The sequence below is a fragment of the Enterobacter sp. R4-368 genome (assembly GCF_000410515.1).
Classification (GTDB): Bacteria; Pseudomonadota; Gammaproteobacteria; order Enterobacterales; family Enterobacteriaceae; genus Kosakonia.
The window spans coordinates 2,883,438-2,899,653 of sequence record NC_021500.1; the positions used below are offsets into that span (position 1 = coordinate 2,883,438).

Annotated in this window: 13 protein-coding genes; 10 read left to right on the forward strand and 3 right to left on the reverse strand. The window is 55.7% G+C overall.

Going from position 1 to position 16,216, the window contains the following annotated elements; genetic code table 11:
- Positions 1 to 87 precede the first annotated feature (87 nt).
- The gene (locus tag H650_RS13555; RefSeq protein WP_020455756.1) at positions 88 to 1,104 is read left to right on the forward strand and encodes an SMP-30/gluconolactonase/LRE family protein; all 1,017 of its coding nucleotides are present in this window, start codon (positions 88 to 90) and stop codon (positions 1,102 to 1,104) included.
- 33 nt (positions 1,105 to 1,137) lie between these two features.
- Here H650_RS13555 and pyrE read toward each other — a convergent pair whose 3' ends face one another.
- Together pyrE and rph are read right to left on the reverse strand one after the other, a co-directional pair.
- Positions 1,138 to 1,779, reverse strand: coding sequence for an orotate phosphoribosyltransferase (gene pyrE, locus H650_RS13560; protein ID WP_020455757.1), 642 nt, complete (start codon positions 1,777 to 1,779; stop codon positions 1,138 to 1,140).
- 182 nt (positions 1,780 to 1,961) lie between these two features.
- A complete protein-coding gene (gene rph, locus H650_RS13565) occupies positions 1,962 to 2,678 on the reverse strand; it encodes a ribonuclease PH (RefSeq protein WP_017458165.1) in 717 nt (238 codons plus the stop codon).
- A gap of 122 nt (positions 2,679 to 2,800) precedes the next feature.
- On the opposite strand from rph, the gene H650_RS13570 reads away from it, so the two are divergent.
- Together H650_RS13570 and H650_RS13575 are read left to right on the forward strand one after the other, a co-directional pair.
- On the forward strand, positions 2,801 to 3,664 hold the full coding sequence (locus H650_RS13570; protein WP_020455758.1) for a YicC/YloC family endoribonuclease: 864 nt from the start codon (positions 2,801 to 2,803) through the stop codon (positions 3,662 to 3,664).
- Positions 3,665 to 3,927: 263 nt separating this feature from the next.
- Entirely contained in the window at positions 3,928 to 4,545 is a 618-nt protein-coding gene (locus H650_RS13575) for a trimeric intracellular cation channel family protein (protein ID WP_020455759.1), read from the forward strand.
- Here the strand turns inward: H650_RS13575 and ligB are convergent.
- Positions 4,539 to 6,218 carry an NAD-dependent DNA ligase LigB gene (ligB, locus tag H650_RS13580; protein ID WP_020455760.1) on the reverse strand — a complete coding sequence of 560 codons (1,680 nt, stop codon included), beginning with the start codon at positions 6,216 to 6,218 and terminating at the stop codon, positions 4,539 to 4,541. The genes H650_RS13575 and ligB overlap by 7 nt on opposite strands.
- A gap of 257 nt (positions 6,219 to 6,475) precedes the next feature.
- On the opposite strand from ligB, the gene gmk reads away from it, so the two are divergent.
- The 7 genes from gmk to H650_RS13615 all read left to right on the forward strand — a co-directional run bounded on the left by gmk (position 6,476) and on the right by H650_RS13615 (position 15,712).
- Positions 6,476 to 7,099, forward strand: a complete 624-nt coding sequence (gene gmk, locus H650_RS13585) for a guanylate kinase (protein WP_020455761.1) — start codon at positions 6,476 to 6,478, stop codon at positions 7,097 to 7,099.
- Positions 7,100 to 7,153: 54 nt separating this feature from the next.
- A complete protein-coding gene (gene rpoZ / locus H650_RS13590) occupies positions 7,154 to 7,429 on the forward strand; it encodes a DNA-directed RNA polymerase subunit omega (protein ID WP_007369481.1) in 276 nt (91 codons plus the stop codon).
- Between the two features lie 18 nt (positions 7,430 to 7,447).
- Entirely contained in the window at positions 7,448 to 9,565 is a 2,118-nt protein-coding gene (gene spoT / locus H650_RS13595; RefSeq protein ID WP_020455762.1) for a bifunctional GTP diphosphokinase/guanosine-3',5'-bis pyrophosphate 3'-pyrophosphohydrolase, read from the forward strand.
- 4 nt (positions 9,566 to 9,569) lie between these two features.
- A complete protein-coding gene (gene trmH, locus H650_RS13600) occupies positions 9,570 to 10,259 on the forward strand; it encodes a tRNA (guanosine(18)-2'-O)-methyltransferase TrmH (protein WP_020455763.1) in 690 nt (229 codons plus the stop codon).
- A 3-nt stretch (positions 10,260 to 10,262) separates the two neighbouring features.
- Positions 10,263 to 12,344, forward strand: a complete 2,082-nt coding sequence (recG, locus tag H650_RS13605; protein ID WP_020455764.1) for an ATP-dependent DNA helicase RecG — start codon at positions 10,263 to 10,265, stop codon at positions 12,342 to 12,344.
- Positions 12,345 to 12,468: 124 nt separating this feature from the next.
- Complete coding sequence (locus H650_RS13610; RefSeq protein ID WP_020455765.1) at positions 12,469 to 13,854, forward strand: nucleobase:cation symporter-2 family protein; 1,386 nt, start codon at positions 12,469 to 12,471, stop codon at positions 13,852 to 13,854.
- A 121-nt stretch (positions 13,855 to 13,975) separates the two neighbouring features.
- The gene (locus H650_RS13615; protein WP_020455766.1) at positions 13,976 to 15,712 is read left to right on the forward strand and encodes an AsmA family protein; all 1,737 of its coding nucleotides are present in this window, start codon (positions 13,976 to 13,978) and stop codon (positions 15,710 to 15,712) included.
- Positions 15,713 to 16,216: the final 504 nt, after the last annotated feature.

The following is a 16,216-nucleotide window of genomic DNA, read 5'->3' on the forward strand; positions in this document are numbered from 1 at the left end:
TCGCGGATCCCCTACCCTCCCTCTGGCAGTATCTTTCCACTTAAGCGAAATATCCTCATAAAAACCCTACAAATAAGGAGACGCTTGATGGCAACATCACGTCGGGAACTGCTTAAACTCAGCGGTATCGCCACCGCATCACTGTTTCTAAGCCAAAAGAGTATCGCCGCATGGGCACCCTCAGCCCGCTACCCCGATCCCAGCATCGTGGCACTGGATGACAGCTTTCGCGACTATATGGTTTCCAGCGCCAAAGTAGAGCAGATCGCGACCGGATGCCGCTGGGCAGAAGGGCCCGTCTGGTTTGGCGATACCCGCATGCTGTTGTGGAGCGATATTCCCAACAACGCGGTCATGCGCTGGGATGAAGCCACCGGTACAACCAGTGTTTTTCGCCAGCCTTCCAATAACGCCAACGGCCACGCTCGCGACAGACAAGGGCGTCTAATCAGCTGTGAGCACGATACCCGCCGCATTACGCGCACAGAATACGACGGCACCATCACCGTGCTGGCAGACAGCTACGACGGCAAGCCGCTGAATTCACCGAATGACATTGCCGTGAAATCCGACGGCTCCATCTGGTTTACCGATCCGCCATTTGGCATTGCCGGTTTTTATGAAGGGCATAAAGCTACGCCGCAGTTGCCGCAAAACGTTTATCGCCTGGATCCTGAAACCCGCAAGCTGGAAGTAGTGCTGGGCGATGTTAAAGGACCAAACGGCATCTGCTTCTCGCCGGATGAAAAAACGCTGTTTGTGGTGGAAAGCCGCGCGACGCCCAATCGCTTAATTCTGGCGTGGGATATCGAAGGTAATCAGCTTAAAAACCGGCGGGTACATATCGACTGCGGTAACGGCACGGCAGATGGCATCGCCATCGATGTACATGGCAACCTGTGGTGCGGGTGGGGAATGGGTACCGAGGAGCTGGACGGCGTGCGCGTGTTCAATGCGCAAGGCAAAGCGATTGGAATGATCCACCTGCCGGAGCGCTGCGCTAACTTGTGCTTTGGCGGCGAACAGCGCAATCGCCTGTTTATGGCTTCCAGCACCTCGGTCTATTCACTTTATGTAAACACTCAGGGCGCGAAGCTGGTGTAAAACGGACCCGGCAGTCGCCTGCCGGGAACACATTTAAACGCCGTACTGCTCGCGATAGGCGCGCACAGCGGCCAGATGATCGGCCATCTCCGGTTTCTCTTCGAGGTAGGCGATCAAGTCTTTGAGTGTGACAATCGAAATCACGCTACAGCCATAATCGCGTTCTACTTCCTGAATTGCCGAAATATCACCGCGACCACGCTCCTGGCGATCCAGAGAGATCAGCACGCCGGCAAGCGTTGCGCCGTTAGCCTGGATAATCTCCATCGATTCGCGAATCGCCGTTCCGGCAGTGATCACGTCATCCACCAGCATGACACGCCCCTGCAACGCGCTGCCCACCAGATTGCCACCTTCACCGTGGGTTTTGGCTTCTTTACGGTTAAAGCAATAAGGCACATCACGCTCGTGGTGCTCCGCCAGCGCTACGGCCGTGGTGGTCGCGATAGGAATACCTTTGTAAGCCGGGCCAAACAGCAGATCAAAATCGATACCGGAATCCACCAGCGCTTCGGCGTAAAAACGCCCTAACAGAGCCAGATCGCGCCCGGTATTAAACAGCCCGGCGTTGAAGAAATAGGGGCTTTTGCGCCCGGATTTCAGCGTGAACTCGCCGAACTTCAGTACCTGCTTGTTAAGCGCAAATTCAATAAACTGACGCTGATACGCTTTCATGGATTCGCTCCTCATCTCACTTTTCATTATTTACAGATTACGCAACATACGTCGCGCGACCTCGCGCAAACCACGTAAATCATACCTGGTGAATAGCGCAGGCATGACTCGCGACAGCCGACAAAGAAGCCGCATGAAGTATAAAGCGCAAAAAAAAGGCGACTCATCAGTCGCCCTTAAAATTAATTCTCTAGCGCCGCCTTCTGCGTCGCGATAATCGATTCGATCCCCCCTCTGGCCAGCGCCAGCAGGGTGAGTAACTCTTCATGGGAGAAGGGCTCGCCTTCCGCCGTACCCTGAACTTCAATCATGCGACCGTCTTCAGTCATCACCACGTTCATGTCGGTTTCGGCTGCGGAGTCTTCCACATATTCAAGATCACAAACGGCTTCGCCATTAACAATACCCACGGAGACCGCCGCAACCATACCTTTCATCGGATTGGTTTTCAGCTTACCGGCGGCAACCAGTTTGTTCAGCGCGTCCGCCAGCGCAACGCACGCGCCGGTAATTGATGCGGTACGCGTGCCGCCATCGGCCTGAATGACATCGCAGTCAAGCGTAATGGTGAATTCGCCCAGCGCGTTCAAATCAACCGCCGCACGCAGCGCGCGAGCGATAAGGCGCTGGATTTCCATGGTACGCCCGCCCTGCTTGCCTTTCGCGGCTTCACGCGCGTTACGGGTGTGAGTCGAGCGCGGCAACATGCCATATTCGGCGGTGATCCAGCCCTGGCCCTGACCTTTCAGAAAGCGCGGAACACCCTCTTCGATGGACGCAGTGCACAGCACTTTGGTATCACCAAATTCAACCAGCACGGAGCCTTCTGCGTGTTTTGTGTAATTACGGGTCAGGGTGACGGGGCGCACCTGGTTGGCGCTACGGCCTGCTGGACGCATGATAATTTCTCCGGCTTATCGAATGTGGCTGCGCATTATACTGGCTTACCAAGGTTATTCCTATCCTGATAAGGCCACGAAAGCTATAATCCCCGCATCTCTCTTTGAAAACGGGAACGTCTATGATCCGCAGTATGACCGCCTATGCCCGGCGTGAAATCAAGGGTGAATGGGGCTCTGCCTCCTGGGAACTGCGCTCGGTTAACCAGCGTTATCTGGAAACTTACTTCCGCCTGCCGGAGCAATTTCGCAGCCTCGAGCCGGTTGTTCGTGAACGTCTCCGTAGCCGTCTGACGCGCGGTAAAGTGGAGTGTAATCTCCGTTTTGAGCCTGATGCCAGTGCGCAGGGCGAACTGATCCTGAACGAAAAACTGGCTAAACAGCTGGTGAATGCGGCGAACTGGGTCAAAATGCAGAGCGACGAAGGGGAAATCAACCCGGTAGATATTCTGCGCTGGCCAGGCGTAATGGCTGCACAAGAGCAGGATCTGGACGCCATCGCCGCGCAGATCCTCGCCGCACTTGACGGCGCGCTGGATGATTTTATCGTCGCCCGTGAAACTGAAGGTCAGGCGCTGAAAGGGCTGATCGAACAACGTCTGGAAGGCGTGAGCACCGAAGTCAGCAAAGTCCGCGCCCATATGCCGGAAATCCTGCAATGGCAACGCGAACGCCTGGTCGCCAAGCTGGAAGAGGCGCAGGTGCAGCTTGAGAATAACCGCCTTGAGCAAGAACTGGTGCTGATGGCACAGCGCATCGATGTCGCCGAAGAGCTGGATCGCCTTGAAGCGCATGTTAAAGAAACCTACAACATTCTGAAGAAAAAAGAAGCGGTGGGTCGCCGTCTCGACTTTATGATGCAGGAGTTCAACCGTGAGTCGAACACGCTGGCATCCAAGTCGATTAACGCAGAGGTAACTAACTCCGCTATCGAGCTCAAAGTCCTGATTGAGCAAATGCGCGAGCAGATTCAGAACATCGAGTAATCTCTACAGCATGTTGAAAAGGCCCAGCAGGGCCTTTTTATTTATCACGCCGCCTGTAATTAACTTATGCTTAAATTTATTAATCGCTGCCGTTTATCAGCAATCATAATCCCTATTTAAATAATAAAATCAATAACATAAAAAACTCAGATCCTCCATATCACATTAGTCAAACTTATCCAAAACAACGCACCTTAGAAAATCTCAATCGTCTGCCTGTATATAAATCGCTACCCTGCCGCTTCTGATTTACGGGAGCGGGCATGCTGTTACATTTTCTCTATCTGATTGGCATCACGGCCGAGGCAATGACCGGCGCACTGGCGGCAGGCCGTCGCAGAATGGATACCTTTGGCGTGATAATTATCGCCACAGCAACGGCGCTGGGCGGCGGATCGGTACGCGATATCCTGCTTGGGCACTACCCGCTCGGCTGGGTAAAGCACCCGGAATATGTCGTTATTGTTGCCGTCGCGGCAGTATTAACGACGATCTTCGCGCCGGTGATGCCGCATCTGCGCCGTCTGTTTCTGGTGCTTGATGCGCTTGGGCTGGTGGTATTTTCCATTATCGGTGCGCAGATTGCTCTCGACATGGGTGAAGGCCCGGTTATCGCCGTGATTGCCGCTGTGGTCACCGGCGTGTTCGGCGGTGTGTTGCGGGATATGTTTTGTAAGCGTATCCCGCTGGTGTTCCAGAAAGAGCTGTACGCCGGGATCGCCTTCGCCTCCGCCGTGCTCTATATCGTCCTTGGTCGTATGGTTCCCAGCCACGATATGGTAGTAATTGCAACGTTGTTGTTTGGCTTCATTACGCGATTACTGGCTATCCGCTGGAAGCTCGGCTTGCCCGTGTTCCACTACAAGCACAGCACTCACTGAAACGCCTTTACTCCTTGTTCACGCAACCAAACCGAAAGTTTTTCAATTTCGGGAGCATGCATAAAGGCAACAATCTGCCGGGCTTTTTCAGCACCTATTGCCGGAAAATGTTGCCACTCGTTTTCGTTACGCGTGCGCATTTGCTGCCACGTTGTGTCGCCAGTGACTTTCAGAGCAGGCTGCGGTAACGGTGTTCCAAGTGCAATAAGCCAGCGAATAAACGGTTTTTCTCGTACCAGCGAAAAGCGATGCCAGAGCTGTAAACCGCGTTCCGGCGAAATGCCGGGTGTCGACTGTAATTGCTCTTTTGTCAGCGCCAGCCATGAAAAGAGATGTTCAAAGTGATGCGCCTGATTCAACCCCCGCCAGCCACTTTCGCCAACCCCTTCAATCCCCAGCGCTTTTGCCGAACTCAACCACACCAGGCGAGCAATGAATTGCTCCTGACATTCTGCAGAGGCATAAAAGCAGGTCAACGCGGTAAAACGTGGCGCTGGTGGGACAGGTTTATCGCGAACAAGTGAACGCCACGCCACACTGTCGATGCGCGGGATCCCTTGTCCTGCAAGGCTGACAGCGATTTGATCGCCAGGCGCAACATCCAGTTCTTGCCAGCGCCGGACAGAACCCAAATTGACCCGCTGGACGCGTTTGTCATCAAGTTGCACCGGTTCCAGCAGAGCCACCACGGAGATTTTACCGGTGCGTCCAATGGCAAACTGAATATCTTTTACGGTTGCAATTTCCTCGGGTGGTTCATATTTCCATGCCACCACCCAATTACCCTGCCCCGGTAGCCACGTATTTCCCGCGGGTTCGGTTCCTGAGCGCACCACCACACCATCGGTGACAAAAGGCAATTCAGAGGTAAACCAACGGCTGCGCAGGTTTTCGACGTCTTCTACCGTGCTCACTGGCACGCTGTATTGCATTTCGTCACTAAACCCGGCTTTGCTGAGTTCCACCAGCTTTTGCGCCAGTGTTGCGGGGCCGTCTGGCCATGCCCAGACGAAAAACGCCAAATCATTGAGAATGGCGGACTCATCGCGTCGCATCATCGCACCGGCTACTTTTGCACGGGCGTTAAGCCCACCGGCCTGTTTCTGAATATGGTTTTCCGTGCGTAAAAACAGTTCACCCTGCAATACGCTGTTCGCCAGCGCACCACTCACCTTTTCAGGGATCGATGGGATAGCGCGTATTTTTGCCGTCCAGTCCTCACCAGCCAGACCATCGCCGCGACTGATTGCCTGCGTCAGTTGACCATTGCGATAGACTAACGTCACCGCGACGCCATCCACTTTTGGTTGCGCCCAAAGATCGGTTTTTCCTGCCATCCAGCGCTGTAGCGCTTGCTTACCCGCCAGTTTTTGTACCCCTGTGTGCGCGACAGGATGTTTCACACTTCCGCCGGGTAAGACAGGTGCTGAATTGGCTGGTTCAAGCGCAAAACAGCGTTGCCACGCCGCCAGCCGTGCGCTGAGCTGGTCGTAAACCGTGTCACTTACCTCGCTTGCTCCCTGCTTCCAGTAGTGCTCATTCCACCGGGCAAGCTGTTGTTGAAGACGGTTAACCTCGTCTTGCGCTCTTGATGGCGACCAGACAGGGCAAACCGCCTGGCTGGACAGGCTCCATAGCAACAGACACACCGCGAATCCGGTTCTTTTCCACATTGTCCCTTCTCCTTGTGATAGCGCCGCTGTTATAGCGTGGCCTACGCAGTGCTGACGACAAGGAAAGAGAGAGATTGCGAGGAGGGTTCCGGCAATTCACGGTTACTGTGAAAATTTGCAAATAAAACAGGAAAGCAGGCCGCAAAATGTCAAACTCAGCGGGAAAAAGTGTGACAAAGGCTACGTCACATAGCGGCGATGTGTATAATAGGCACGTATGTAAGTTTCCTTTCGCAATTCACATACAAAAGACTCTCATGGCTCAAGGCACGCTCTATATTGTTTCCGCCCCTAGCGGCGCGGGTAAATCAAGCCTCATTCAGGCTTTGCTAAAAACCCAACCGTTATACGATACGCAGGTTTCTGTTTCGCACACCACGCGCGCTCCGCGTCCGGGTGAAGTGCACGGTGAACACTATTTCTTTGTTAATCATGATGAATTTAAATCCATGATTGGCGAGGATGCGTTTCTTGAGCATGCCGAAGTCTTCGGTAACTATTACGGCACCTCGCGCGCAGCCATTGAGCAAGTGCTGGCAACCGGCGTAGATGTGTTTCTTGATATCGACTGGCAGGGTGCGCAGCAAATTCGCGCCCGAATGCCGCAGGCGCGCAGCATCTTTATTCTGCCGCCGTCGAAGCTGGAGCTCGATCGCCGCTTGCGCGGGCGCGGCCAGGATAGCGAAGAGGTCATTGCGAAACGTATGGCGCAGGCAGTTGCGGAAATGAGCCATTACGCGGAATATGATTATCTGATTGTGAATGATGATTTCGATACCGCGTTGGGCGATCTGAAAACCATTATTCGCGCCGAACGTCTGCGCATGAGCCGCCAAAAGCAGCGACATGACGCTTTAATCAGCAAACTATTGGCAGACTGAGCCTGGTTTCAGTATCATGCCCAGTCATTTCTTCACCTGTGGAGCATTTTAAGTATGGCACGCGTAACTGTTCAGGACGCTGTAGAGAAAGTTGGTAACCGTTTTGACCTGGTGCTGGTCGCCGCGCGTCGCGCTCGTCAGATGCAGGTTGGCGGTAAAGATCCGTTAGTCCCGGAAGAAAACGATAAAACCACCGTTATCGCGCTGCGCGAAATCGAAGAAGGTCTGATCAACAACCAGATCCTCGACGTCCGTGAGCGCCAGGAACAGCAAGAGCAGGAAGCCGCAGAACTGCAGGCCGTAACCGCCATTGCTGAAGGTCGTCGTTAATTAACCTGCAGGTCACCCTTGTATCTGTTTGAAAGCCTGAATCAACTGATTCAACACTATCTGCCTGAAGATCAAATCAAACGTCTCAGGCAGGCGTATCTCGTTGCACGTGACGCTCACGAGGGCCAGACACGTTCAAGCGGTGAACCTTATATCACGCACCCGGTAGCGGTTGCCTGCATTCTGGCCGAGATGAAACTCGACCACGAAACGCTGATGGCTGCGCTATTGCACGACGTGATTGAAGATACCCCAGCCACCTACCAGGATATGGAACAGCTGTTTGGCAAAAGCGTTGCCGAGCTGGTGGAAGGGGTGTCGAAGCTTGATAAGCTCAAGTTTCAGGATAAGAAAGAAGCGCAGGCCGAAAACTTTCGCAAAATGATTATGGCGATGGTGCAGGACATCCGCGTCATTCTTATCAAGCTCGCCGACCGCACCCACAATATGCGCACACTGGGCTCTCTTCGCCCGGACAAACGTCGTCGCATCGCCCGTGAAACCCTCGAAATCTATAGCCCGCTGGCGCACCGTTTAGGTATTCATCACATCAAAACCGAGCTTGAAGAGCTGGGCTTTGAAGCGCTATACCCGAACCGCTATCGCGTGATCAAAGAAGTGGTTAAAGCCGCGCGCGGCAACCGCAAAGAGATGATTCAAAAAATCCTCTCGGAAATCGAAGGGCGTTTACAGGAAGCGGGCATTCCCTGCCGCGTTAGCGGTCGCGAAAAGCACCTGTACTCTATTTACTGCAAAATGGTGCTGAAAGAGCAGCGTTTCCACTCGATTATGGATATCTACGCCTTTCGCGTAATTGTTCACGATCTGGATACCTGCTATCGCGTTCTGGGCCAGATGCACAGCTTGTACAAGCCACGTCCTGGCCGCGTGAAAGACTATATCGCCATCCCCAAGGCGAACGGCTATCAATCTCTGCACACCTCAATGATTGGCCCGCACGGCGTACCGGTCGAGGTGCAAATCCGTACCGAAGATATGGATCAGATGGCAGAGATGGGGGTTGCCGCGCACTGGGCGTATAAAGAGCATGGCGAAAGCAGTACCACCGCGCAAATCCGCGCTCAGCGCTGGATGCAAAGCCTGCTGGAGCTGCAGCAGAGCGCCGGTAGTTCGTTTGAATTTATCGAGAGCGTTAAATCTGATCTCTTCCCCGATGAGATTTATGTTTTCACTCCGGAAGGCCGCATTGTCGAGCTGCCCGCTGGCGCCACACCGGTGGATTTCGCCTACGCGGTACACACGGATATCGGCCATGCCTGCGTTGGCGCGCGCGTCGACCGCCAGCCGTATCCGCTGTCGCAGTCGCTTTCCAGCGGCCAGACGGTAGAAATTATCACCGCACCGGGCGCGCGCCCGAATGCCGCATGGCTGAACTTTGTCGTCAGCTCGAAAGCACGCGCCAAAATCCGCCAGATGCTGAAAAACCTCAAGCGTGACGACTCGGTGAGCCTCGGCCGCCGTCTGCTGAATCACGCGCTGGGCGGAAGCCGTAAACTGGCCGAAATCCCGCAGGAACATGTGCAGCGCGAACTGGATCGCATGAAGCTCGCGTCGCTCGACGATTTGCTGGCAGAAATTGGTCTTGGCAACGCCATGAGCGTTGTGGTTGCCAAAAACCTGCAGCAAGGGGAAGCCGTACAGAGCACGCCAACACCGACTGGCGCAAACGGCGGTCATCTGCCGATTAAAGGCGCAGACGGCGTGCTGATCACCTTTGCCAAATGCTGTCGCCCCATTCCTGGCGACCCGATTGTCGCGCACGTCAGCCCCGGCAAAGGGCTGGTTATTCACCATGAGTCCTGCCGCAACATTCGTGGCTACCAGAAAGAGCCAGAGAAATTCATGGCTGTCGAGTGGGATAAAGAGACCGCGCAGGAATTTATCACCGAGATCAAGGTGGATATGTTCAACCATCAGGGCGCGCTGGCGAATCTGACGGCAGCGATTAATACGGCCTCTTCGAACATTCAAAGCCTGAATACCGAAGAAAAAGATGGCCGCGTCTACAGCGCGTTTATCCGTCTGACGGCGCGCGATCGCGTCCATCTGGCGAATATCATGCGCAAAATCCGCGTGATGCCGGATGTGATTAAAGTCACCCGCAACCGAAACTAACTTTATGAATTCTCAGCGTTATGCGCGTATCCGCGAGATGCTCGCCAGGCGTCAGCCGGACCTGACGGTCTGCATGGAGCAGGTTCACAAACCTCATAATGTCTCCGCCATTATCCGTACTGCGGACGCCGTCGGCGTGCATGAAGTTCATGCCGTCTGGCCAGGCAACCGCATGCGCACCATGGCCTCCTCTGCTGCGGGCAGCAACAGTTGGGTTGAAGTGAAAACCCACCGTACCATTGGCGATGCTGTCGGCGTGCTGAAAGCGCGCGGCATGCAGATCCTCGCGACCCACTTATCTGATAACGCCGTTGATTTCCGCGAGATCGATTACACCCGCCCGACCTGCATTCTGATGGGCCAGGAGAAAACCGGGATCACTCAGGAAGCGCTGGATCTGGCGGATCGGGACATTATCATCCCGATGATCGGCATGGTGCAGTCGCTGAATGTTTCCGTGGCGTCTGCCTTGATCCTTTACGAAGCACAGCGCCAGCGGCAAAACGCCGGTATGTATGAGCGTGAAAACAGCATGTTGCCGGATGAAGTTCAGCAACGCCTGCTGTTTGAGGGGGGCTACCCGGTGCTGGCGAGAGTCGCGAAACGCAAGGGCCTGCCTTACCCCCACGTAAATACGGAAGGCCAAATCGAAGCCGACCCGACGTGGTGGGCAACCATGCAGGCGGCGGGATAACCGATGAAAGGTAAGCTGCTCGATGCGGTGCCATTAAGTTCGCTGACCGGTGTCGGCGCGGCGCAGAGCAGCAAGCTGGCGAAAATCGGCCTGCATACCGTTCAGGATCTTCTGCTTCACCTCCCGCTGCGCTACGAAGATCGCACCCAGCTTTACCCGATTGCAGACCTGCTGCCGGGCGTTTACGCCACGGTGGAGGGCGAGGTGCTGAACTGTAATATCACCTTCGGCGGTCGCCGGATGATGACCTGCCAGATTAGCGACGGCACGGGCATTCTCACCATGCGCTTTTTCAACTTCAACGCGGCGATGAAAAACAGCCTCGCCACTGGCCGCCGTGTGCTGGCCTATGGGGAAGCGAAACGCGGGAAGTTCGGCGCGGAAATGATCCATCCCGAATACCGCGTGCAGGGCGATCTCAGCACCCCGGAATTGCAGGAAACCCTGACGCCGGTTTACCCCACCACCGAAGGCATCAAACAAGCGACACTGCGCAAGCTCACCGACCAGGCGCTGGAACTACTGGCGACGTGCGCCATCAGCGAACTGCTGCCGCCGGAGCTGGCGCAAGGCATGATGAGCCTGCCAGAGGCGCTGCATACGCTGCATCGCCCGCCGCCGTCACTGCAATTAAGCGATCTGGAAAGCGGGCAGCACCCGGCGCAGCGCCGTTTGATCCTTGAAGAATTACTGGCGCACAACCTCAGTATGCTGGCGTTGCGTGCCGGCGCGCAGCGTTATCATGCGCAACCACTCAGCGCCAAAGATGAACTGAAAAACCGCCTGCTGGCGTCGCTACCGTTTAAACCAACCGGCGCACAAGCGCGCGTGGTCGCGGAGATCGAGCGCGATATGGCGCTGGATATGCCGATGATGCGCCTGGTGCAGGGTGATGTGGGCTCCGGTAAAACGCTGGTTGCCGCGCTGGCAGCGCTGCGGGCGATAGCCAATGGCAAACAAGTGGCGATGATGGCACCCACCGAACTGCTGGCAGAGCAGCACGCTAACAATTTCCGCAACTGGTTTGCGCCGCTCGGCGTGGAAGTGGGCTGGCTGGCGGGCAAGCAAAAAGGCAAAGCGCGCCAGGCACAGCAAGAGGCAATTGCCAGCGGTCAGGTGCAAATGGTGGTGGGCACCCATGCCATTTTCCAGGAACAGGTGCAGTTTAACGGTCTTGCGCTGGTAATTATCGACGAACAACACCGCTTTGGCGTTCATCAGCGGCTGGCGCTGTGGGAAAAAGGCCAGCAGCAGGGTTTTCACCCGCACCAGTTGATCATGACGGCAACACCGATCCCACGCACGCTGGCGATGACCGCCTACGCCGATCTCGACACCTCGGTGATCGACGAACTGCCGCCGGGCCGTACGCCGGTCACTACCGTCGCTATCCCCGATACGCGCCGCAACGAGATTATCGATCGCGTACGCAGCGCCTGTACCGGCGAAGGCCGCCAGGCCTACTGGGTTTGTACATTGATCGAAGAGTCCGACCTGCTGGAAGCACAGGCGGCGGAGGCGACCTGGGAAGAGCTGAAACTGGCGTTGCCGGAGCTGAATGTTGGCCTGGTGCATGGCCGCATGAAACCGGCAGAAAAACAGGCGGTAATGCAGGCATTCAAACAGGGCGAGCTGCATTTGCTGGTCGCTACTACGGTGATTGAAGTGGGCGTGGATGTGCCAAATTCCAGCCTGATGATTATCGAAAACCCGGAGCGGCTCGGACTTGCGCAACTCCACCAGCTACGTGGCCGCGTTGGGCGCGGTGCGGTGGCCTCCCACTGCGTACTGCTCTACAAATCCCCATTATCAAAAACCGCGCAAAAACGCCTGCAAGTGCTCCGCGACAGTAACGATGGCTTTGTGATTGCGCAAAAAGATCTGGAAATTCGCGGCCCCGGCGAACTGCTTGGTACCCGCCAGACCGGCAACGCGGAATTTAAAGTTGCCGACCTGCTGCGCGATCAGGCGATGATCCCGGAAGTACAGCGCGTAGCCCGCCATATTCATGAGCGTTATCCGCAGCTTGCCGAAGCGCTGATCGACCGCTGGATGCCGGAAACAGAACGCTACTCCAACGCCTGAGTTTTAGAACCTTATCCCGCAAAACGAACACCCCTTAGAAAAGTATGTTTTTAGCATAGCAACCGTTTGCTTTTACCAAACAGTCCGATAAAATCAGCGCTTTTCCATCAGGGGATTGCTTGAGATGTCCGTAAACACCATCGAGTCAGAAAGTGCGCAACCGGTTGCGCAGACTCAACCCAGCGAACTGATCTACCGCCTTGAAGATCGCCCGCCGCTGCCGCAGACCCTGTTTGCCGCGCTCCAGCACCTGCTGGCGATGTTTGTTGGCGTTATCACGCCCGCGCTGCTTATCTGCCAGGCGTTGGGTTTACCGGCTCAGGACACTCAGCACATTATCAGCATGTCGCTGTTCGCCTCTGGCGTCGCCTCTATTATCCAGATCAAAGCCTGGGGACCTGTTGGCTCCGGGTTGCTCTCGATTCAGGGCACCAGCTTTAACTTTGTTGCGCCACTGATCATGGGTGGTACCGCGCTGAAAACCGGCGGTGCGGATGTGCCCACGATGATGGCTGCGCTGTTCGGCACCCTGATGCTGGCCAGCTGCACCGAAATGGTCGTTTCCCGCATCCTGCCGTTTGCGCGTCGCATTATTACCCCGCTGGTTTCCGGCGTGGTGGTGATGATTATCGGCCTGTCGCTGATTCAGGTGGGTCTGACATCCGTAGGCGGCGGTTTTGCCGCGATGAGCAACCACACCTTCGGCGCGCCGAAAAACCTGCTGCTGGCAGGCGTGGTGCTGGGGCTGATTATTCTGCTTAACCGTCAGCGCAACCCCTATTTACGTATCGCGTCGCTGGTGATCGCCATGGCCGTTGGCTATGTGCTGGCGATGTTTATGGGTATGCTGCCGGCATATAGCGCACCGGCAACGTCCTTTATGGTGCCGACGCCGCTTTACTACGGTCTGAGCATTGACTGGACCCTGCTGCTGCCGCTAATGCTGGTATTTATGATCACCTCGCTTGAAACCATCGGTGATATCACCGCCACTTCTGACGTTTCCGAGCAGCCCGTCGCTGGCCCGCTGTATATGAAGCGCCTGAAAGGCGGCGTGCTGGCAAATGGTCTCAACTCGTTTGTTTCCGCTGTTTTCAACACTTTCCCGAACTCCTGCTTCGGCCAGAACAATGGCGTTATTCAACTGACCGGTGTTGCCAGCCGCTATATCGGTTTCTTCATTGCGGTGATGCTGATGGTGCTCGGCCTGTTCCCGGCGGTCAGCGCTTTTGTACAGCAACTGCCTGAGCCGGTACTGGGCGGTGCAACGCTGGTGATGTTCGGTACGATTGCCGCATCCGGTGTACGCATTGTTTCCCGCGAGCCGTTGAACCGCCGCGCGATCCTGATTATCGCGCTGTCGCTGGCCGTTGGCCTCGGCGTTTCTCAGCAGCCGCAAATCCTGCAATTTGCCCCGGACTGGCTGAAAAACCTGCTCTCTTCCGGTATCGCCGCAGGCGGGATCACCGCGATTGTACTGAATCTGATTTTTCCACCAGAGAAAAACTGATAAACCCGGCGGCAACGGGGCGAAAACCGTTGCCGCCGTAACGCCCTTTCATCATTCCGCCCTTGAGCATTGCGCATAAATCGTGCATAACTGCCAGACTGGCAACTGGGGATGGAAGATCATGAAATTTCTTGGAAAGCTGCTCCTTGTCGTTGTTATCGCCCTGCTTGTGGCGGTCATCGCCTGCTATTTCCTGCTGCAAACCCGCTGGGGCGCAACGCAGGTCAGCAAGTGGGTAAACGACAACAGTGACTATCACCTCACTTTCGAAGCAATGGACCACCGCTTCTCCTCCCCTTCCCATGTGTTGCTGAAAGGCGTGAATTTTGGCCGTAAAGGCAAACCGGCTACGCTGGTCGCCAAAACGGTGGATATTGGGCTGAGCAGCCGACAAATTACCGACCCTCTGCATGTCGATACCATTTTGTTGCAGGACGGCACGCTGAACCTCTCTCCGGCGGCCGCACCGCTGCCGTTCCAGGCCGACCGTCTGCAATTAAACAATATGGCATTTAACAGCCCGACCACCGGCTGGGATCTCAGCGCCCAGCGCGTCACCGGCGGTGTTGCGCCGTGGCAGCCCGTCGCGGGAAGTGTACTGGGCAGCAAAGCGCAAATTCAGATGAGCGCCGGTTCGCTGACGTTAAACGGCGTTCCTGCCAGTAATGTGCTCATTCAGGGCAGTATCGATAAAGATGTCGTCACGCTGACCACCATTGGTGCGGATATGGCGCGTGGCTCTCTGACCGGGGATGCGCAGCGCGCCGCCGATGGCAGCTGGGTGGTGAATAATTTGCGGCTGAATGATATCCGCCTGCAAAGCGACAAGTCGTTGCTCGATTTCTTTACTCCCTTGACGACATTGCCGTCGCTGCAAATTGGCCGCGTTGAAGTGACCGATGCCCGTTTGCAAGGGCCTGGCTGGGCGGTCACCGATCTCGATTTGAGTTTGCGCAACCTGACGCTGATGAAAGGCGACTGGAAAAGCGAGGACGGCAGGCTGTCGATGAACGCCAGCGAGTTTATTTACGGCTCGCTGCATCTGTTCGACCCGATCCTCAATGCTAACTTCTCACCGCAGGGCATTGCGCTGCAACAGTTCACCTCGCGCTGGGAAAACGGCATGGTGCGCACATCCGGCAACTGGTATCGCGCAGGTCACGCGCTGGTGCTGGACGACACCGCCTTTGCCGGGCTGGAATATACGCTGCCGGAAAACTGGAAGCAGCTATGGATGGATGATTTGCCCGCGTGGCTGAACACCGTGACGCTGAAAAAATTCAGCGCCAGCCGCAATTTGGTGATTGATATCGATCCGGCTTTCCCGTGGCAGATAACGGCGCTGGATGGTTACGGCGATAACCTGCAACTGGTGCGCGAGCGCAAATGGGGCGTATGGAGCGGAACGGCGAAGCTGAACGCCGCTGCCGCAACATTTAATCGCGTTGACGTGCGCCGCCCGTCGCTGGCGCTGAACGCCAACAGCAATGTCGTCACCATCAGCGAGCTAAGCGCCTTTACCGGACAAGGGTTGCTGGAAGCCAAAGCGGTGGTTGCGCAAACGCCGGATCGTAGCGTAAACCTCAACCTGAACGGTCGCGGCGTGCCGGTGAATGTATTGCAGGAGTGGGGCTGGCCGGCGCTGCCCATCAGCGGCGACGGTAATCTCCAGCTCACCGCCAGCGGCAGTGTGCGCGCCGATGCGCCGCTTAAACCGTCGGTGAACGCCGAACTTTCTGCCATTAACGTGCAGAAACAGCAAATCAAACAGAGCATGCATGGCGGTGTGGTATCCGGCGGCGTTGTTGCGCCTCCGGCGGAATCCACACCGACCCCCGCCCCTCAGCCCGCTCCTTAAATACCCCATATTTCCCTCTGCCGCACGGGAGAGGGGCTATGCAAAGCACACACTCATCACTTAGCGCGTTGCGGTTTGCTCACCGCAACGTTTCTCTGCTGAGCCCTCCGGGCTTCCTGCCCATCCGCGATTGGCGCGGTATTGTTCAGGTAATGCCGATTGGCTTCGGCCTGCAGGAATGGTATTTGCCTCGCGCTTCTCCCGTAAAACGATATGGTCGTTAGTATCGCTTATCCCGCAGTCCACCTTTTTTTACGATAAAAATCTGACTGTCCACTTTTGTTTCCTTTTCGGCGGAAAAGCAGACAGAAAGCATTTTCAGATGTCGTTAAGCGACGGAATTTAAGCCAGATTTGGCGAAATTGAGCGAGCCGATGAGCCTTATTCTTTTCTGCGATCGCGATTATCTGAGAAGGGGGAAATTGCTAAGCCTTGGAAAAGATGAGGATTTATCTTAAACAACCGTCTGCGGCGGAAGCACAATGAGAAAATTTATGACGGAGG